17 protein-coding genes and 2 pseudogenes are annotated in these 19,130 nt (G+C 72.3%); 9 read left to right on the plus strand and 10 right to left on the minus strand.

The window, feature by feature from the left end; all coding sequences use genetic code 11:
• The 3 genes from JNW89_RS07370 to JNW89_RS07380 form a co-directional block, all read right to left on the minus strand.
• Positions 1-1,334 (minus strand): LutB/LldF family L-lactate oxidation iron-sulfur protein (locus JNW89_RS07370; protein ID WP_238448277.1); only part of this gene is annotated, 1,334 nt, incomplete at its 3' end.
• Positions 1,331-2,041, minus strand: coding sequence for a (Fe-S)-binding protein (locus JNW89_RS07375; RefSeq protein ID WP_238448278.1), 711 nt, complete (start codon positions 2,039-2,041; stop codon positions 1,331-1,333). The genes JNW89_RS07370 and JNW89_RS07375, both read right to left, overlap by 4 nt.
• A 28-nt stretch (positions 2,042-2,069) precedes the next feature.
• Positions 2,070-2,780, minus strand: coding sequence for a GntR family transcriptional regulator (locus JNW89_RS07380; RefSeq protein WP_238448279.1), 711 nt, complete (start codon positions 2,778-2,780; stop codon positions 2,070-2,072).
• A 97-nt stretch (positions 2,781-2,877) separates the two neighbouring features.
• On the opposite strand from JNW89_RS07380, the gene JNW89_RS07385 reads away from it, so the two are divergent.
• The 6 genes from JNW89_RS07385 (at position 2,878) to JNW89_RS07405 (ending at position 7,690) form a co-directional block, all read left to right on the plus strand.
• Positions 2,878-3,702, plus strand: a complete 825-nt coding sequence (locus JNW89_RS07385; RefSeq protein WP_238448280.1) for an aldo/keto reductase — start codon at positions 2,878-2,880, stop codon at positions 3,700-3,702.
• 20 nt (positions 3,703-3,722) lie between these two features.
• Positions 3,723-3,854 carry a hypothetical protein gene (locus JNW89_RS36570; RefSeq protein ID WP_255540519.1) on the plus strand — a complete coding sequence of 44 codons (132 nt, stop codon included), beginning with the start codon at positions 3,723-3,725 and terminating at the stop codon, positions 3,852-3,854.
• Positions 3,855-4,253: 399 nt separating this feature from the next.
• Positions 4,254-4,700 (plus strand): amidohydrolase family protein, encoded by a 447-nt coding sequence (locus JNW89_RS07390; protein ID WP_255540520.1) that lies wholly within the window; start codon positions 4,254-4,256, stop codon positions 4,698-4,700.
• The gene (locus JNW89_RS07395; protein WP_238448281.1) at positions 4,697-5,536 is read left to right on the plus strand and encodes a fumarylacetoacetate hydrolase family protein; all 840 of its coding nucleotides are present in this window, start codon (positions 4,697-4,699) and stop codon (positions 5,534-5,536) included. The genes JNW89_RS07390 and JNW89_RS07395 overlap by 4 nt, the downstream gene beginning before the upstream one ends.
• Positions 5,536-6,840, plus strand: a complete 1,305-nt coding sequence (locus tag JNW89_RS07400) for an enolase C-terminal domain-like protein (RefSeq protein ID WP_238448282.1) — start codon at positions 5,536-5,538, stop codon at positions 6,838-6,840. The genes JNW89_RS07395 and JNW89_RS07400 overlap by 1 nt, the downstream gene beginning before the upstream one ends.
• Positions 6,841-6,865: 25 nt before the next feature.
• Complete coding sequence (locus tag JNW89_RS07405; protein ID WP_238448283.1) at positions 6,866-7,690, plus strand: SDR family NAD(P)-dependent oxidoreductase; 825 nt, start codon at positions 6,866-6,868, stop codon at positions 7,688-7,690.
• On the opposite strand, the pseudogene JNW89_RS07410 reads toward JNW89_RS07405, so the two are convergent.
• Positions 7,658-8,616 (minus strand): annotated as a pseudogene (locus JNW89_RS07410) (acetylxylan esterase). The gene JNW89_RS07405 and the pseudogene JNW89_RS07410 sit on opposite strands and share 33 nt — an antisense overlap.
• Positions 8,617-8,818: 202 nt before the next feature.
• Here JNW89_RS07410 and JNW89_RS07415 point away from each other — a divergent pair.
• Both JNW89_RS07415 and JNW89_RS07420 read left to right on the plus strand, forming a co-directional pair.
• The gene (locus JNW89_RS07415; RefSeq protein WP_238448284.1) at positions 8,819-9,985 is read left to right on the plus strand and encodes an ROK family transcriptional regulator; all 1,167 of its coding nucleotides are present in this window, start codon (positions 8,819-8,821) and stop codon (positions 9,983-9,985) included.
• An 81-nt stretch (positions 9,986-10,066) separates the two neighbouring features.
• Entirely contained in the window at positions 10,067-12,031 is a 1,965-nt protein-coding gene (locus tag JNW89_RS07420; RefSeq protein WP_238448285.1) for a CBM35 domain-containing protein, read from the plus strand.
• A gap of 606 nt (positions 12,032-12,637) precedes the next feature.
• On the opposite strand, the gene JNW89_RS07425 is transcribed toward JNW89_RS07420, so the two are convergent.
• The 6 genes and pseudogenes from JNW89_RS07425 to JNW89_RS07445 all read right to left on the minus strand — a co-directional run bounded on the left by JNW89_RS07425 (position 12,638) and on the right by JNW89_RS07445 (position 18,463).
• On the minus strand, positions 12,638-14,560 hold the full coding sequence (locus JNW89_RS07425; protein ID WP_238448286.1) for a glycoside hydrolase family 15 protein: 1,923 nt from the start codon (positions 14,558-14,560) through the stop codon (positions 12,638-12,640).
• A gap of 109 nt (positions 14,561-14,669) precedes the next feature.
• Entirely contained in the window at positions 14,670-15,950 is a 1,281-nt protein-coding gene (locus JNW89_RS07430; RefSeq protein ID WP_238448287.1) for a nitroreductase family protein, read from the minus strand.
• A gap of 365 nt (positions 15,951-16,315) precedes the next feature.
• A complete protein-coding gene (locus JNW89_RS07435; protein WP_238448288.1) occupies positions 16,316-16,474 on the minus strand; it encodes a hypothetical protein in 159 nt (52 codons plus the stop codon).
• A gap of 277 nt (positions 16,475-16,751) precedes the next feature.
• Positions 16,752-17,069 carry a P1 family peptidase gene (locus JNW89_RS07440; RefSeq protein WP_238448289.1) on the minus strand — a complete coding sequence of 106 codons (318 nt, stop codon included), beginning with the start codon at positions 17,067-17,069 and terminating at the stop codon, positions 16,752-16,754.
• Between the two features lie 38 nt (positions 17,070-17,107).
• Positions 17,108-17,335, minus strand: a pseudogene (locus JNW89_RS38595) (hypothetical protein); the annotation flags it as partial.
• A gap of 138 nt (positions 17,336-17,473) precedes the next feature.
• A complete protein-coding gene (locus JNW89_RS07445) occupies positions 17,474-18,463 on the minus strand; it encodes a sigma-70 family RNA polymerase sigma factor (protein WP_238448290.1) in 990 nt (329 codons plus the stop codon).
• Between the two features lie 103 nt (positions 18,464-18,566).
• Between JNW89_RS07445 and JNW89_RS07450 the strand changes: the two genes are divergently transcribed.
• On the plus strand, positions 18,567-19,130 hold a 564-nt coding region (locus JNW89_RS07450), incomplete at its 3' end, for a maleylpyruvate isomerase family mycothiol-dependent enzyme (protein ID WP_238448291.1).

Here is a 19,130-nt window from a genome sequence, read left to right on the forward strand (position 1 = left end):
GCCAGGAGCCCAGGGGGGCCGGCGGCGCGGCGGGCAACCCGCAACGCGAGGGCCCACCGTCGTGGGCTGCGCATGATCCACGAGAGGGTACGCATGGCCGTCCGTTCCGCCGCCGCGTGCGGTGCCTGTTGGCGCAGGTGGACGAGGATCTCCGGTATGTCGATCTTGACTGGGCAGACGTCGGCGCAGGCGCCGCAGAGCGTGGACGCGTACGGCAGCGAGGCGTTGTCGGCGACGCCGGTCAACTGCGGAGACAGGATCGCCCCGATCGGCCCTGGATACACCGACCCGTACGCGTGCCCACCGGCCCGCTCGTAGACCGGGCAGACGTTGAGGCAGGCGGAGCAGCGAATGCAGGACAGCGCCGACCGGCCGACCGGATCCGCCAGCACCGCCGAACGTCCGTTGTCGACGAGCACCACATGCACCTCCTGCGGGCCGTCGCCCGGCGTGACCCCCGTCCACATCGACGTGTAGGGGTTCATCCGCTCCCCGGTCGAGGAGCGCGGGAGCAGTTGCAGGAAGACCTCCAAGTCGGCGAAGCTCGGCACCAGCTTCTCCACCCCGACGACGCTGATCAGGGTCTGCGGCAGGGTGAGGCACATCCGCCCGTTGCCCTCGGACTCCACCACCACCAGCGTGCCCGTGTCGGCGACCGCGAAGTTCGCCCCGGACACCGCGACCTTCGCCTCCAGGAACCGGCGCCGCAGGTGCAGGCGGGCCGCTTCGGCCAGCTCCCGCGGCTCCGCGCTGAGGTCGGCGGGCGCGTCGGCCATCCGGCGGCGGAAGATGTCCCGGATCTGCGCCCGGTTGTAGTGGATCGCGGGCACCAGGATGTGCGAGGGGGTGTCGTCGCCGAGCTGCACGATCAGCTCGGCGAGGTCGGTCTCGTGGGCGGCGATGCCGGCCGCCGCCAGGGCCTCGTTGAGCTCGATCTCCTGGGTGGCCATGGACTTGACCTTCACCACCTCGTCGGCGCCGGCCGCGCGGGTCAACTCGACCACGATCCGGCATGCCTCGGCGGCGTCCCTGGCCCAGTGCACCCGGGCGCCGGCGGCCGTGGCCGCCGCCTCGAACCGTTGCAGCAGCTCGGGCAGCCGCCGCTGCACATCGGCCTTGATCGCCGCCCCCGCGTCGCGCAATGCCGCCCAGTCCGGGACCTCGTCGACGACCCGGGCCCGTTTGCCGCGGATCGTGCGGGTGGCCCGGTGCAGGTTGGCGCGCAGCTGGTCGTCGGCGACCCCGCTTCGGGCGGCTGTCGGGAACGGCAGCGGGGTGCGGATGCGGCCACCACCGGTGGCCGGAACTCCGGTGGGGGTGTCGTGGTGGCTCATTCGTCGTGGCCCGTCATGGCGAGGATCTCGGCGTAGTGCATCGCCCGGATGCCGGAGCGGGCGCGGTCCAGGCCGCCGCCGATGTGGGCCAGGCACGAGTTGTCCGCCGCCGCGAGCACCGCCGCGCCCGTCTCACGTACCCGGGCGCACTTGTCGGCCAGCATTGCGGTGGACACGGCTTCGTTCTTCACCGCGAAGGTGCCGCCGAAACCGCAGCACTCGGTGGCGTCGCCGAGCTCGACCAGGCGGATGCCCCGGACGTGGCGCAACAGGGTGAGCGGCTTGTCGCCCAGCCGCAGCATCCGCAGGCCGTGGCAGGTCGGATGGTAGGTGACCGTCTGCGCGAACGCCGCGCCGACATCGGTGACGCCGAGGACGTCCACCAGCAGCTCGGACAGTTCGTAGGTGCGGCCGGCGACGGCGGCCGCGGCCGGGTGCAGGCGCGGGTACTGCTCGCGGATCATGGCCGTGCACGAGCCGGACGGCGCGACGACGGCGTCGTAGCCGTCGAAGGTGTCGGCGAAGCCGCGGACCATCGGCACCGCCTCGTCCCGATACCCGGTGTTGGCGTGCAGCTGACCGCAGCAGGTCTGCGCGGCCGGGAACTCGACGGTGTGACCGAGCCGCCGCAGGATGCGGGTGACGGCGATGCCGGTCTGCGGATAGACGAGGTCGTTGACGCAGGTGATGAAGAGGGCGATGCGCACGGCGTGTCCTCGGGAAGTTCGGGGGTGGTCAGGGTGCGCTGTCCGCGCCCGAGGCCGGCAGCCGGTCGAACGCGGGTAGGTGGCGCTCGCGGGCCGCGGTCAGGTGAGCCCGCATCGCCTCGGTGGCGCCGTCGGGGTCGCCGGCGGCGATGGCGGCGGCGATTCGCTGGTGCTCGGCGGCGGTCTCCGACGCGGTCGCGGCGGGGAAGTAGAGGCGATGCAGGTGCAGGTGCGCGTGCAGGCGGGTGATCGCGTCGCGCAGCAGGGGACTGCCGGCAGCCTCCGCGACGAGGTCGTGGAACCGTGCGTCGAGGGCGGTGAAGGCGGCGTGCCGGCGGTAGTCCTCGCCCGCCTCCACGCCGACCGTCGCCCCGGCCTCCGTGCCGATCCGCTCGCGGGCCGCGGCTTTCGCGTGCACTGCCGCCCGGCCGGCCGCCGCGCCCTCGAGCAGGATGCGCATGTCGAACAGATCGTCGAACTCGGCCCTGCTCAACAGCGAGGTAGTGGTGTATCCAGACAAGGGCCGCTTCCGGACCAGCCCGTCGGACTCGAGGCGGGCCAGGGCCTCCCGGACGGGGGTGGGGGAGACGTCGAGTTGCCGGGCGAGGACGTCGATGGTCACCCGTTCGCCCGGAGGCATCGTGTGGTCCATGATCAGCCCTTTGACGGCCTCGTAGACGTCCTCGGACAGGGTGAGCCGCCGGGCGGGGCGGATCCGGTCTCCGGCCTGGTGCGCCATCGCTTCTTCCGGCCCCCTTGACTTGGCTCGCGGTGAACGAGTAGACACTCTAACCGCGCAATATCCTATAGGAAATAGCCCGGCGGGAGGTCGGCGCATGCGAGCCACCGAGAGAGTGCCCCTGGGGCGTACCCGCGTGACGGTGACCCGGTTGGGACTCGGGCTGGCGCCGATCGGCGGGCTGTTCACCGCCGTCGGCGACGAGGTCGCCCGGGCCACCGTGGAGGCCGCCTGGGATCTCGGGCTGCGATACTTCGACACGGCCCCCCTGTACGGGTGCGGGCTGTCGGAGCGCCGGGCCGGGGCGGTGCTCGCCGGCCGACCGCGCGACGAGTTCACCCTCTCCACGAAGGTCGGTCGCCTGCTGGTGCCCGACGGCCGCGACCGGCAGGAGTTCTGGGCGGAGTCGACCGACCTCGCCCCGGTCTTCGACTTCTCCGCCGCCGGGGTCCGCCGCTCCCATGCCGAGAGCCTGGAACGGCTGGGACTCGGCCGGATCGACATCGCGCACATCCACGATCCGGACGACCACCTCGCCGAGGCGATGACCGGCGCCTACCCGGCCCTCGCCGAGCTGCGCGCCGCCGGCGAGATCGGTGCGGTCAGCGCCGGCATGAACCAGGCTCCTGGCCTGGTCACGCTGGTCCGGGAGGGCGACTTCGACTGCGTCATGCTCGCCGGCCGGTACACCCTTCTCGACCAGTCCGGCCTGGCGGAGCTGCTGCCGCTGTGCGGGCGGCGGGGCGTCGCCGTCCTCGCCGCGGGTGTCTACAACTCCGGTCTCCTGGCCGACCCGCGCCCGGGCGCCCACTACGACTACGCCCCGGCCGACCGCGCGCTCCTGGGCCGGGCCGCCGCCATCCGGGCGCGTGCAATCGGCACGGGGTGCCGCTGCGGGCCGCGGCCATCCAGTTCCCGTTAGGACACCCGGCCGTCGCCAGCGTGGTGATCGGTGCCCGCGACCCCGGGCAGATCGCCGACAACGTGGCGATGTTCCAGTGGGACGTCCCGGGTGCGCTGTGGGCCGACCTGAAGGCCGAGGGGCTGCTGGCAGAGGAGGTGCCGACGCCGTGATCGTCGATGCCCACCACCACGTGTGGACCGCCGATTACCCCTGGCTCGCGGCACCCGGGCTGGAGCCGCTGCGCCACGACTACACCCTCGGCGACCTGGCGCCCAGCCTGGACGAGGCGGGTGTGACGGCGACGGTCCTCGTCGAGGCGGGCCGCTGCGACAGCGCCGAGACCGCCGAGTTCCTGGCCCTCGCCGCCGGCACGCCGTGGATCGCCGGCGTCGTCGGTTGGGCGTCCCTGACCGACCCCGACCTCACCGCCACCCTGGCCGGCTACCGCGCCCTACCGGGCGGCGCCAAGCTGGTCGGCGTCCGCGATCAGGTGCAGGCGGTCACCGACCCGGACCACTCTGGCCCGCCCCGACGTCCGGGCCGCCCTCGCCGCCGTCGGCGCCGCCGGACTGACCGTCGACCTCATCGTCCACGCCGGACAGCTGACCGCCTGCGCCGAGGCGGCCAGGGCCACGCCGGGCACCGCTTTCGTCCTGGACCACCTCGGGAAGCCACCGATCGCCTCGGGCGCCCACGCCCACGCCCGGTGGCGGGCGGCCATCGCCCCGCTGGCCGGCTGCCACAACGTCGTCGCCAAGCTGTCCGGCCTGCTCACCGAGGCCGGGTCCGGGTCCGGCCCGGACAGCATCCGACCCTACGTCGACACCGCGCTGGAGCTCTTCGGCCCCGAGCGGCTGATGCTCGGCTCCGACTGGCCGGTGTGCGAGCTGGTCACCACGTACGCCGGCGCCCTGGCGGCGCTCGACGCCTGCCTGGCGGACCTGCCGCCGCACGAGCGGTCCGCCGTCTCGGCCGGCACCGCGATTCGCACCTACGCACTGGAGGTTGGTTCGTGAGACTTATGCGCGTCGGGCCGGTGGGCCAGGAACGGCCCGTACGGTACGACGACGGCCACTACCTCGACCTGTCGCCGCTGACGGCCGACATCGACGCGACCTTCCTCGCCGGCGACGGACTGCGGCGCGCCCGCGAGGCCACCGACCTTCCGGAGATCGACGTCACCGGCCAGCGGATCGGCCCCCCGATCGCCCGTCCCGGGGCGATCCTCTGCGTCGGACAGAACTACGCGGCCCACGCCGCCGAATCCGGCTCGGTGCCACCCGAGCTGCCGATCGTGTTCTACAAGGCCCCCAACACGGTGGTCGGCCCGTACGACGACGTGCTGATTCCACGCGGATCGACGAAGACCGACTGGGAGGTCGAACTGGCCGTGGTGATCGGCCGCCGGGCCCGCTATCTGTCCTCGCCCGACGAGGCGCTGGCCCACGTCGCGGGGTACGTGCTCTCCAACGACGTCTCCGAACGCGACTTCCAGCTCACCGTCTCCGGCGGGCAGTGGTCCAAGGGCAAGTCGTGCGAGACGTTCCAGCCGCTCGGACCCTGGCTGGTCACCACCGACGAGCTGCCCGACCCGCAGGCGTTGCGCCTGCGCTCCTGGGTCAACGGCGAACCCCGCCAGGACTCCACCACCAAAGACATGATCTTCGACGTCGCGTACCTGGTCTGGCACCTGTCCCAGTACACCGTGCTCGACCCGGGCGACGTGATCAATACCGGAACGCCGCAAGGGGTGGCGCTGTCCGGCCGGTTCCCGTATCTGTCAGCCGGGGACGTCATGGAGGTCGAGATCGACGGTCTCGGCCGGCAGTACAGCCCGATCAGGAGCGCCTGATGGCCAGGATCACCCGCGTCGACACCTACGACGTCCGGTTCCCCACCTCGCGGGAGCTCGACGGGTCCGACGCGATGAACCCCGATCCCGACTACTCGGCGGCATACCTGGTGCTGCGCACCGACGACGGGCCGGACGGCCACGGCTTCACCTTCACCATCGGCCGCGGCAACGACATCTGCCGGGCGGCGATCGACGCCCTCGTCCCGTTCGTGGTGGACCTGGACCCGGACACCGTCGACCTGGGCGCGTTCGCCCGTTCCCTCACCCACGACTCGCAGCTGCGCTGGCTGGGCCCCGAGAAGGGAGTGGTGCACCTCGCCACCGGCGCGGTCATCAACGCGATGTGGGACCTGGTCGCCAAACGGGCCGGCAAGCCCGTCTGGCGGTACCTGGCCGAGCTCAGCCCCGAGCAGATCGTCGACCTTGTCGACTGGCGGTACCTCACCGACGCCCTGACCCCGGCGGAAGCCCTGCGGATCCTGCGTGCCGCCGAACCGGGCCGAGCCGGACGCGCGGCGATCCTGACCGAGCGCGGCTACCCCGCGTACACCACCTCGCCGGGCTGGCTCGGCTACGCCGACGACAAGGTGGTACGGCTGGCCAAGCAGGCCGTCGCCGACGGGTTCACCCAGATCAAGCTCAAGGTAGGCGCCGACCGGGCCGACGACCTCCGGCGGCTCCGGGCGGCCCGGGCGGCGGTCGGGCCGGACATCCGCATCGCCGTGGACGCCAACCAGCGATGGGACGTGCCCGACGCGATCGCGTGGATGCGCGACCTGGCGCCCTACGACCCCTGGTGGATCGAGGAACCCACGAGCCCCGACGACGTGCTCGGGCACGCCACGATCCGGGCCGCGCTCGCCACCGCCGCGCCGTCGGGTGGCGCCATCCGGGTGGCCACCGGCGAGCACGTGCAGAACCGGGTGGTGTTCAAGCAACTGCTCCAGGCCGGGGCGGTGGACGTGGTGCAGATCGACGCCGCCCGGGTGGGCGGGGTGAACGAGAACGTGGCGATCCTGCTGCTGGCCGCGAAGTACGGCGTACCGGTCTGCCCGCACGCAGGGGGAGTCGGCCTGTGCGAACTGGTACAGCACCTCTCGATGTTCGACTTCGTGGCCGTCTCCGGCAGCACCGACGACCGGGTCATCGAGCACGTCGGTCACCTGCACGAGCACTTCCGCACCCCGGTGGTGGTGCGCGACGGCCACTACCACGCGCCGACCGCACCCGGCTTCTCCGCCGAGATGCACCCCGACAGCCTCACCCGGTACGCCTACCCGGACGGACCCGCGTGGGCCTGACCGTTGGAATGGGAAGGAGACGTTCATGAGCTGTGACGGACTGGTCGCCGTGGTGACCGGAGGGGGTTCGGGGATCGGCCGCGCCTGCACCGATGCGCTGCTCGCCGCGGGGGCCCGGGTGGTCGTGCTGGACCTGGACCCGTCAGGTGCGCCGTCCGGGCCGGCGGTCCGCGCCGTGCGGGCCGACGTAGCGGACCGCGCCTCCCTGGTGGCCGGCGTCGCCGCCGCCGTGGACGCCTTCGGCCGCCTGGACATCCTCGTCAACAACGCCGGCATCTCGGCGGTCGGCGCCGTCGAGGACAACGACGACGCCCAGTGGGCCCGCGTGCTGGACGTGAACGTCGCCGGTGTGGCCCGCACCAGCGCAGTCGCGCTGCCCCACCTGCGCCGGTCACCGGCGGGCGCCATCGTCAACGTGTCCTCCATCGCGGCGACCGCCGGCCTACCCCGTCGGGCGCTGTACTCCGCGTCCAAGGGCGCCGTGCACGCCCTCACCCTGGCCATGGCCGCAGATCTGATCGGCGACGGCGTACGGGTGAACTGCGTGGCGCCGGGCACGGTGGACACCCCCTGGGTCACCCGGCTGCTCGCCGGCGCCGAAGACCCGGCCGCGGAGCGGCGGCTGCTCGCCGCGCGTCAGCCGACCGGCCGCCTGGTCAGCGCCGCGGAGGTCGCCGCGGCAGTGGTGTACCTCGCCTCACCCGCCGCGGGAGCGGTCACCGGGACTTCGCTCGCCGTCGACGGCGGCATGGCCGGTCTGCGGCTCCCGGCACGGCGCACGCTGAGCCCCCGACTCGCCGCGCGGCGATCGGGGGGCTCAGGCCGCCAACAGGTCGCGCAGCCAGCGTAGTTGGATCGGTGGCTGGAACGTCGCCCCGCCCTCGTGCCCGTTGTACGGCCAGACCTGCAGCTCCTTCGGGCCGGCGTAGTTGTTGTACGCGGCGAACACCGTGGACGGTGGGCATACGTCGTCCATCAGCGCGACCGAGTAGAGCGCCGGTGCGGTGGCCCGCGCCGCGAAATGCATGCCGTCGAAGTAGCTCAGCGTGTGGAAGACCTGCTCGACCCGGTCGCGGTTCGTCGCGCAGAAGTCGGCCAGCTCCTGGTACGGGTGCGTGTCGGTGATCTCGGTGGCCCGCCGGAAGTGGGTCAGGAACGGCAGGTCGATGAGCGCGCCTCGTACCTGGGGGTGCAGGCCGGCCACCGCCTGCGCGATCCCGCCGCCCTGGCTGGCGCCGGCGACGATGATCCGGCTGCGTCCACCTCCGGATGGCTGGCCGCCGCGTCCACCGCCCGCACCGCGTCGGTGAACAACCGGCGGTAGTAGTACTGCTCGCGGTCCAGCACGCCGCGGGTCAGCACGCCGCCGTGCTGCGGCGAGTCGCTGCCGGGCAGATCCACGGTGTCGCCGTCGCCCTGGCCGCGGGAGTCCATGACGAACACCGCGTACCCGGCGGCCGGCCACAGCAGCCACTCGTGGGGCCGGCCCCGGCCGCCGCCGTAGCCGATGAACTGCACCACGCACGGCAGTGGCCCGGCCACGTCCGCCGGGGTGAGGAACCAGCCGGCTACCCGCTGCCCGCCGGAGCCGCTGAACCGCACGTCGTGGACGTGCACCCGGGGGAGCAGGGCGTCGTACGGGGTGAACTCCGCCGCCAGGTCGTGCTCGGCCGCGGCGGAAAGCGTGGCGTGCCAGAACGCCTCGAAGTCGTCCGGCTCGGCGCGGTGCGGGCGGTAGGCGCGCAGCTCGGCGAGGGGCAGATCGAACAGGACCACGGCGATCGCCTTTCTTGCTGCTCGATGCCGGGTACGCACGCTCGGCACCCCGCGCCGCCCTGGTCAGTGTTGGCGTGGCTCCCCAATGGACCTGCCGCACGTCGTCGTCGTGAGCGTGCGTGACGGGCTGGCTGAGCGTAGGACTCCTGTTCAACCGAAATCAATACTTGACGAAGTTAATTATTGAACCTACGTTTCGGCTATGTTTCCCGAGACCGGCCCGGGCTCGCTCGCCGTCGCTCCGGCGGCGACGGCGGTGTTCACCGCCGTACTGACCGAAGGTCCATTGAGCCGGGTCAGTCTCGCGCGCCGCCTCGGGCTGTCCTCCGCCGCCGTCACCAAGGCCGCGCGCCCGCTCATCGACACGGGTTACCTGCATGAGCTGGCCGCAACCGAACGCACCGGTCCGGGCGCGGGACGCCCCGCCAGTCCACTGGCCGTGCGCGCGGACCGCGAGTTCTTCGTCGGGGTGAAGATCACCGCCGACGAGCTGATCGGCGTCGTCTGCGACCTCCGTGCGGCGGTACGGGCCACGGCCCGCCGGCCGCTGACCGCCCCCGACGTCGAGGCTGTCCTCACCGACCTCGGCCAGCTCGTCGACGGGCTGCTCGACGGCCCCGGCGACTACCGGCTCCGCACCCGCCGGCTGGGGCTCGCCATCTCCGGCGACGTGGACCGCACCACCGGGCTGGTCCGGTACTCGCCGTTCCTGCAGTGGCGCAACGTCCCGCTCGGCCAACGCGCCGGCCGGATCACCGGGCTCGCCGCCACGGTGGAGAACGACGTGAAGGCGCTCACCGCCGCTGAGCACTGGTTCGGCGAGGGAGTGGGCGCCGAGTCCTTCGCCCTCGTCACCGTGGGCACCGGCATCGGCTGCGGCCTGGTCGTCCACGGCCGACTGGTCTCCGGCTCGCACGGCGTGGCCGGCGAGATCGGCCACCTCGCGGTGGACGCCAACGGCCCGAGCTGTCACTGCGGTGGTCGCGGCTGCGTGGAGGCCATCGCCGGCACCCAGGCCATCGTCCGGCAGGCCCGGGAACGCACCGGTCGGCCCGAACTGACCATCGACGCCGCGGTGGCCCTGGCCCGTGCCGGTGACGAGCAGGTCGCTGCCGTCTTCGCCCGTGCCGGCAACGCGATCGGCTCCGGCATCGCGGCCGTGGCGAACCTGGTCGGCCCCGCCCGGATCGTCGTGTCCGGCGAGGGGCTGGCCGCCTACGACCTGTTCGAGGCACACATCCGTACCGGCTTCGAACGCCAGGCGTTCGGCGCCGCCGCCCAGTGCCCGCTCTCCATCCGCCCGCTGCCCTTCGAGGAGTGGGCGCGCGGAGCGGCTGCCGTGAGCATCCAGTCGCTCGTCGTTCCCTGAACCATCGGCGTCAATCCGGCCCCCGGCCGGCCATATCGCAACAGGCACCACCCTCGACCCGGAAAACCAGGAGGTGTGACTGTGAAGTCACCGTTACGCACCACCGCGCAGCGAGTCGAACCGCCCACCCGGCGCGAGAGCCGGGTCCGCACCGGCGTGGCCCTCGCCGCCACCCTCGCGGTGGCCGTCGGCGCGGGCGCTATCCCGGCGCAGGCTGCCGCACCCGGCGCGATGACGCAGGCTGCCGCACCCGGTCCGAAGCCGAGCCCAGCGCCGAACAGCGCGGGGGCCGGCGCCATCACGAAGGACCCGTCGCCCGCCGACCGGGCGGCCGCGCAGAAGGGGGCCGCCGAGGCGGCGGCGCAGGGCGTCGCGGCCCGTCCCTACATGGGGTGGAGCAGTTGGAGCCTGCAGGCCACCAAGTACCCGGGGGTCAACCCGAACGGCCCCGCGAGCTGGCTGAACGAGGCCAACGTCCTTCAGCAGGCCGACGTGCTCGCCACGAAGCTCAAGCCCTACGGCTACGAGTACGTCAACATCGACGCCGGCTGGTCCACCAACTACCAATGGGAGATCAATTCCGACGGGTACGGGCGCGAGATCGCCTCGCCCGAGCGGTTCCCGCACGGCATGAAGTACGTCGCCGACGCCATCCACGCCAAGGGCCTCAAGGCCGGCATCTACCTCACCGTCGGGCTGAACAAGCCCCTGTACGGCGGCGGCACGGTGCCGATCTGGAACGCGCCCGGCTGCACCACCGCCGACATCGTCTACCCGGACCTGCGTACGACGAACGGCTGGGACGGGGCATACAAGATCGATTTCTCGAAGCCCTGCGCGCAGAAGTATGTCGACTCGCAGGCACAGCTGATCGCCGACTGGGGCTATGACTTCCTCAAGTTCGACGGCGTCGGGCCGGGCTCGTTCCGCAGCGGCGACAACTACAACAACGTCGCGGACGTCGCTGCCTGGCACGCGGCCATCGCCAAGGCCGGACGTCCGATCGAGTTTCTCCTGTCCTGGTCGCTCGACCGCAACCACGCCGCCGACTGGAAGCGGTACTCCAACGGCTGGCGGATCGACACCGACGTGGAGTGCTACTGCGACACGCTGGTGACCTGGAACAACTCCGTCAAGGTCCGGTGGGACGACGTCCCCGGCTGGACGCCCTGGGCTGGCCCCGGCGGCTGGAACAACCTCGACTCACTCAACGTCGGCAACGGTGAGATGGACGGCATCACCGAGGACGAGCGGCAGAGCTACATGACGCTGTGGGCGATCTCGGCGGCCCCGCTCTACATCGGTGACGACCTCACCAAGCTCGACGCGTACGGCCTCTCCCTGCTCACCAACCGCGAGGTGATCGCGATCGACCAGCAGGGCATCCCGGCCCGACCGGTGACACCGACCGGCCCCGCGCAGGTCTGGGAAATGAAGAACGCCGACAACTCGTACACCGTCGCGCTGTTCAACATGGGCAGCTTCCCCGCCCAGGTCACCGCCAACTGGAGCAGCTTCGGCTTCGGTGGCACCGCCACCGTCCGTGACGTGTGGCGGAGCGAAGAACTGGGCGTGCACAACGGCGCCATCTCGGCGACCCTACCGTCGCACGGTTCCCGCCTGTTCAAGGTCACCCCGACGGGTGTTGCCCCCAAGGTGGCCAGCTACGAGGCGGAGGCCAGCACGAACACCCTCGTCCGCGGCGCCTCGGTCGGCGGCTGTGCCAACTGCTCCGGCGGCGCGAAGGTCGGCAACCTCTACAACGGCGGCGCCCTGCGCATCAACAGCGTCACCGTGCCGAAGACGGGCACCTACCAGGTGAACATCCGCTACACCACGAACGACCCGCGCTCGGCGACCGTCTCGGCCAACGGCCAGAACGCCGTCACCCTGGCCTTCCCGCCCAGCGGTGGTTGGGACGTCCCGGCCACCCTGACCGTCGCGATGCAGTTGCGTGCCGGCACCAACACGATCGAGATCGACAGCACGACGCCGGTCTACTCACCCGACATCGACAAGATCGAGGTGCCGCCGACCGTACGGTAGGCGCGGCTCGTCGTAGGGGGCCGGAGCGGCATTGCCGCCCCCGGCCCCCTACGCGATCCGGCCTCATGTCGCGCCCCTGCCGCGGCAACCTGAGCCGGCCGCCGACGGCATGCCGGCGCGGGCCACCGTTGGGGAGACCCCGGGATGCAGGTTCTCCGGGTGTGGCTTTCTGACGCACCCGGCCGGGTCTCGCATGGTGGCAGACCGGCTCGGGTGGACCCATCACCCTCGTCGACCTCGCCGCCGTAGTACTTGAGGCGTTCGCCAAGTCGGCCAGCCCCGCTGGACTCCGCGCAGACCGCCCGGCTCACCACAACCACACCGAAGCGAAGGCGGGCGAAGGCCCGCGCCCGCACCGGTGACGTCATCGCCGTGCCCACCGGGAACCACGACTACCACCTGGTCGTGCTCGTCTGCGGAACAGGTTCGGCGCCGCCTTCGGATTGATCCGCGGCCGGCACCCGCTGCGAAACCCGGCCGCCGGCCTTACTACAGCAGCCACCGGCATCGTCAGGTACTGCGACGAGGAGGCGATCTCGACCGGGCGATGGCGCGTCGTCGGGCACGACACCCAGCTGCCCGGCTGCTTCCCGCCGATCCGGAGATCTACCACCGGCCCCAACCACCGTTCCCAAACTTACCCACCGTCGGCGAGTTCGGGTCAGAAGAGACCGCCAGCGGCTGGGCTGACCGCCCCGCCGTCCGTTCACCGTCAGTGGCCGGGGATGAGTCGCCCGGGTTCCAGCGACAGCTGCGCCGCCCGGCGTCGAGGTCGGTGAGGTCCCCGGCGGCGTTGATGAGGCCGATGTGCGAGAACGCCTGGGGAAAGTTTCCCAGAGCTTCCCCGCTGTGCGGATCGATCTGCTCGGCGAGCAGGCCCAGGTCGTTGGCCCGGTCGGCGAGCCGCTCGAAGAGCCGCCCGGCCCGGTCGCGCTCGCCGGCCAGCGCCAGGCAGCTGACCAGCCAGAAGGAGCAGATCACGAAGCCGGCGGGGTCGCCCTCCCAGCGCCGTACCAGGCCGTCCTGGGACAACCGTTCCTCGATCATCCGGATGGTGGAACGCATTCTCGGGTCGTCGGCGGGAAGAAAACCGACCAATGGCATCAGCAGCGCCGACGCGTCCGGCTCTTCGCTGTCGAATGCTGCGGTGAAGGCCCCCAGCCGGGCGCTGAAGCCGCGGGCCAGCACGGCTCGTCGCACCTCGTCCCGGGCCGCCGCCCACCTGGCGACGTCCGCCTCCGAGCCCAGGTGGGACCCGAAGCGGACGGCTCGGTCCAACGCCGTCCAGCACTGCACCTTCGACGACACGTAGTGGCGTTCGGCGTCGCGTGACTCCCACATCCCGGCGTCCGGCAGGTGCCAGTCCCGCGCGGCCCGCTCGGTCATCCCGTACAGCAGTTGGCGGATGTCCGGTGGCATCGGGTCGAGGAACTCCCGCATCAGCCAGGCGGCGCTGAGCGGCTCACCGTGCACGTCGTTCTGCCGTTGTCGCCACGCGTCGTTGCCCACCATCACCGGGCGGCTGCTGGCATAGCCGGCCAGGTGGTCGAGGTGGTGTTCGGTGAGGTCCCGTTCCCCCTCCACCCCGTACATGATCGGCACGATGCCCTCGTTCATGCCCATCGAGCGGGTCAACCAGCCGACGTGCAGGTTGAGCTCGTCGGTGCAGGCCACGCGCCAGAGCGCCTCCAGGGTGAAGCTGAAGTCGCGCACCCAGCCGTAGCGGTAGTCGTAGTTGCGTTCACCCCCCAACTCCTCGGGCAGGGACATCGTCGGGGCGGCCACCACCGCACCACTGGGCCGGTAGGTCATGCCCTGCACCACCAGCGCGCTGCGTCGCACCTGCTCCCGATAGCGGCCACGGTAGTCGTGCAGGCCGATCCAGGAGCGCCAGCCTGCGGCGGCGTTGTCGATCACCTGCTCGGCGTCGAGCACCGCCGGTGGGCCGGCGTCGTAAGCCGGCGCGTACGCCAGGGTGAATGGTTGCGTCTCGCCGGGCCGCACCGTGAACGACCCGAACGCCTCCCCGACCTCGCACACCAGTGGGATGCTCGCGCGCAGGTCCAGCCGCGCCGACGCGGCACTGGCGACCAGAGCGTCGTCCTGCCGCACCAGTTGGGGGACCATCCGGCCATACTCGAACCGTGGCCGGTAGTGCAACCGCAGCGGAACCTCGCCGGAGAGTCCTCGCACCACCCGGGCCAGCACCCTCGGCGAGTGCAGGCCGATCTCATGACCCCGCGCCCCCGGTTCCAGGGCCAGCGCGTCGACGACCTCCACGCTGCCGGTCGCGGTGGTGAAGACGGTACGAAGCACGAGCGTGTCGCTCAGGTAGGCACGTTCGGTGCTGAACCTGCCCTCGGGCCGGATCGCCCAGTGCCCGGCCTCATCATCGAGCAACCGGGCGAACACCGACGGACCGTCGAACCGCGCAGGACACCACCAGTTCACCGACCCGGCGCGGTCCACCAGCACCGCGCTGCGACCATCGGCCAGGAAGCCGTGCTCCGCGATCCGTCCGCACCCCATGGAACCGACTACCCGAGCGGAACGGCGTGACACCGCCATGTCACGCCGGACGAACGTCTTCCGTCAGAACCTCACATCGGCAGTCGACAACAAACGTCGGTGTGGTGGCTCAGGAGCGCCCGAGGCGGGGCGCGACCGGGCGCACCTCGACCGGAACCCCCGGCCCGCCACCCGCGCGCGAGCAGTACGCCGGGACGCCCACGCAGGTGAAGAGCAACGCCGCGAGATCCTCCGGCTCACCCAGCAGGCGCGGGACCTCCGAGTCGACGAAGGTCATCCCCGACGCGCCCGCGCCCAGGGCGTATGCCCCCAGGTGCAGCCGTCCCTCGACCAGCCCGGCCGCGAGCTGGGCCTCGCGGTAGCCCCGGTCGTCGAGCGTCGACAGCGGCGTGGCCGCGATGACGACGTACGCGGCGTCACCGGCGAGCGACTGGTCCAGACAGACCCGCAGCACCTCGTCGCGCAGGTTGCCCGCCCGCAGCGGCCGTGCCAGGTCGGGCCAGCGGTAGAGGCCGGGTGTCACGTCGTCGACGCCGTGGACGGCGACCCAGTGCGGTACCCGCACGCCCCGCAGGGCCGCGGCCAGTGGCCACTCCAACAACGGGCGCGGCAACGTCCGGGACCTGTCCATGCGTCGCTGCGAGCCGCGCCGCCGCACGACCTGGTCCAGCGACTCCGACGGCGGATATTCCGACAGCGCGGGCCTTTCCCGCCAGGGCGCCCCGAGCACGTCCCGCTCGCCCGCGCGCTGCGCGGCCGTGCACAGCGGCAGCTCGACCGGCGGCAGCTCACCCGGGACCGCCGGTCCGGTGGCAGCGATCGCCGGCTCGCCGTCGCCGAGGGACAGCAGGGCCAGTGGGTACTCGTGCACGCCGTCGGCCCCGACCAGCTCCCGCACCGCGACGTCCGGGAAGAGCGAGCGCAACCGCGGCGCGAGGCCCGCGCTCGCCGCCGCCGCCGACAGTTGGGACAGCAGCGTCCCGGCATCCCAGTAGAGGTGCCGCCACCCGCGCTCGGCGTAGCGCCACCCCGTCCGCCACGGCACGCCCGTCACTACGAGGGTCGTCGCGGCTCCGGCGGCAGCGGGGCCGACCTGGACGAGCGCGTGCCGCGTCGCGTCGTACCAGTGCACGCCGTCCGGGACCCCGGCAACGCCGCGGGTGCTGGCGTAGAGCTCCAAGGGGAAACGCGCTCCCGCCGATCCGGAGGCGCGGAAGAGCAGGCGGCGCCCGTCGCGTTCCGCGGTGCGTACGACCCCGGCGCCCAGGAAGAGCACCCGGCCCAGCTGCGCCGCGTCCAGCGGCTGCGCCGCCGACGCGACCCCCCGCGAGGACGGCGGTCGCGGGGACGCCGGGGTCGGGAAGGTCGCGCGGCAGCGCCAGGACGGCAAGCCCGTCGGGGTAACCCTTCATCGACGGCGGAAGGGTCGCGGGGTCGTTCGGTACGAGGTCGCGGCGCACGCGCGGGTCGTTGATGGGCACGTCCCACTCGCGGCTCGGCAGGTACGACGTCAGTCGGTGCAGCAGCCCGGCGCCGGAGTCGAGGTCCACGCGGCCATCCTGCCAGGCCGTGCTCAGCCGGGCCCGGCCGGCGGAAGTTGTGCCGGTTACGGCGAGCCGCTCAAGCAGGAGCCGGGCAGGCGAGCGGGCCTGCCGGGACCTGCTCGCCACGATGAGCTGACCCGGCCGGCGTCGTCCCCGCCCCAGTCCGACGACGCCGGCACCTGAAAAGGCACCGGCGTCGCCTTTTCGACTGTCAGCGGCGAGCCTCCCGCTTGGCCAGCTGCGGTTCGGTGCCCTTGCCGACCCTGCGCAGGGCATCGCGCAGCTGGTCCTCGGTCATCTTGGAGTTGCCCTCGATGCCAGCGTTGTGGGCCTGCTGCCGCAGCTCGTGCAGTTGCTGCCGGTCACCCATGTCACCCTCCTGTCCGTGTGGCGCGAGAACTCGTCCTCGCGGTGCGGACCGGTGGCTTCCCGGGTGCACCAGCGGCAAACAGGCCGACCGCCCACCCGGCACGCCGGGAGTGGAAAGGACGCGCTCGGTGACCCCGTTACCTACCTGCCGGCCCCGCCTGCCCGGTCCGGGTCGGCTATTCCCATCTCCGCCGCGCCGAACCCGACGCGATCTTCGTGGACACGTCCCGACGCCCACCGGCTACTGATCGGACCTTGAAAAATCGACCGGCGACCCACTACGGTCGCCGGCCGGCCCGGATCAGATCCAGCACCTGATCGACCGGTAGGGCGGCCATCCGGTGACCGTCGCGGCCGGTCATGTCGTCGTTGACGAACAACGCGTTGAGTACCGCCTCCTCGACCGCCTGCACCACCGCGTCGAAGAACCGGTCGATGAACTCCCAGGGCACGTAGGTCACCGTGTCCAGGCGTTCGCTCCCGGGCTGCGGATCGTCCGCGCCCAGCCCACCCTCGTTCCCGGTCGAAAAGGTGAGGAAGAGGTCGCCGGAGAAGTGCGAACCGCTCGTGCCGGTGCGGGCCAGGCCCAGCGGCACCCGCCGCCTCGAGGCAGGATCACCGTCACGCCGGTGCGGACCGGGCCGACGCCCACCGTCAGCGCTCCGGCGCCCTCGACCAGAGTGACCGCACCGACTTCCACCCCCGGCACGTCGGTGATGGCGTTGTACGTACCAGGCACACCGGCCAGCGGCAGCCCGAACTCACGAGCGCCCGGCTTCACCGGCGGCCTCCGTCGGCGATCTCCGACACCGGCACCTCCGTCGCAAGTGGTTCTTCGTCCGAGACGACGAACGATACTCATCACCAGCTACGCGACCGGCACCCGACTCGTTCGGTCCGTCCGCTCACGTGACTCCGCGAGCCAAAGGGGCCTGCGGCATGTCAATCATCGGCGTGTCTGCGGATCCGCTCAGCCGTCCGCCTCGCGGCCCCCGGGGCCTCAGACCGCCGGCGCCGGAGTGGTCGGGTGGGCCGGCGGGCCGAACAGCGGCAGCAACCGGTCCGCGTCGAGGTAGGTGGTGATGCCCCGCACCCGGTCGCCCGCCAGGTCCAGGATGACCAGCCCGAAGGGCCGGTGGACGGCGTCGGGCCCCGGCCGGGTCTGCCAGTACGCCGGTGACCCGTTCGCCGTGATGGGCACCAGCCGCGAGCCCGCGCACGAGGCCGCCGGATCGGACAGCGCCTGCGCGATCTGGTCCCGGCCGCGCAGCCACCAGCGAAACGGCGGCATCGACATGGTCGCGTCGGCGTGCAGCAGAGCCACCAGGGCCGGTACGTCGTGGCGTTCGAACGCGGTGCAGTACCGGGTCAGCAGCTCGCGCTGGGCCGCGTCGGCGGGCCGGATCGCCTCCCCGGGGTCGGGGGCGACCGTGCGCAGGGTGGACCGGGCCCGCTGGAGCGCGCTGTTCACCGACGCGACGCTGGCCTCCAGCAGGTGCGCCACCTCGTCGGCCCGCCAGCAGAGCACGTCGCGCAGGATCAGCACGGCCCGCTGCCGGGGCGGCAGGTGTTGCAGGGCGGCGACGAACGCCAGCCGGATGCTCTCGCGCCGCAGCGCCTGCTCCGCCGGGTCGCCGTACCCGGGCAGCACCCGGTCGTCCGGGACCGGCTGGATCCACACGTGCTCCGGCGCCGGCGCCCCGAGCGCCGCACCCGCCTCGGCGGCGGGGCCGATGTCCATCGCCCGGGCCCGGCGTTGCGCGCCGCGCAGCATGTCCAGGCAGACGTTCGTCGCGATCCGATAGACCCAGGTCCGCCGCGAGCCGCGAGCCGGATCGTAGCGGTCGGCGGCCCGCCAGACCCGGGTGAACGTCTCCTGCACGGCGTCCTCGGCCTCGAACCCCGAGCCGAGCATCCGGTAGCAGTAGCCGGTCAGCTCGGTGCGCAGCAGCTCCACGGAAGCGTCGTCGGCAACCGCTTTCTCCCGCACCCGGCGACCATACGCCCACCGACCGATGAGTTTCGCGGGTCAGGCCCGTATCCGTTGCGAGGGGCCCGGCGATCGGGGTCCCGCACGGGAGGAGAGGAACCGGATGACCGACGACGAACTCCGCGCCGCGGTGGCGGCGGAACGGGCGGAACAGGCCGACCTGCTGGCGGCGCTGCCCGCCGAGCGATGGGACGCGCCGACGCTCTGCGACGGGTGGCGGGTGCGGGAGGTCGTCGCGCACACCACGATGCCGTTCCGGACCTCGCTCGGGCGGACCCTGGTCGAGTTGGCCAGGGCGCGCGGAAACATCAACCGGATGGCCGACCGCGCCGCCCGCCGGGACGCCGCCGCGCTGTCGCCCGCGCAGTTGCTCGCGGCCCTGCGGGACAACGTCGACCACCGGTGGACGCCGCCGGGCGGAGGTGTCCACGGGGCGCTCTCCCACGACGTCATCCACGGCCTGGACATCACCGTCGGCCTCGGGCTGGACCGCCGTGTCCCCCCGGACCGGGTCGGCATGGTGCTGGCCGGGATGTCGCCCCGCAACGTGGCGTTCTTCGGCACCGACCTGACCGGCGTCCGGCTCCAGGCGACCGACCTCGACTGGCGCCACGGCGAGGGCACCCCCGTGCGGGGCCTCGCCCAGGACCTGCTGCTGGTGGTCTGC

The sequence above is a fragment of the Micromonospora sp. 4G55 genome, from assembly GCF_016803375.1.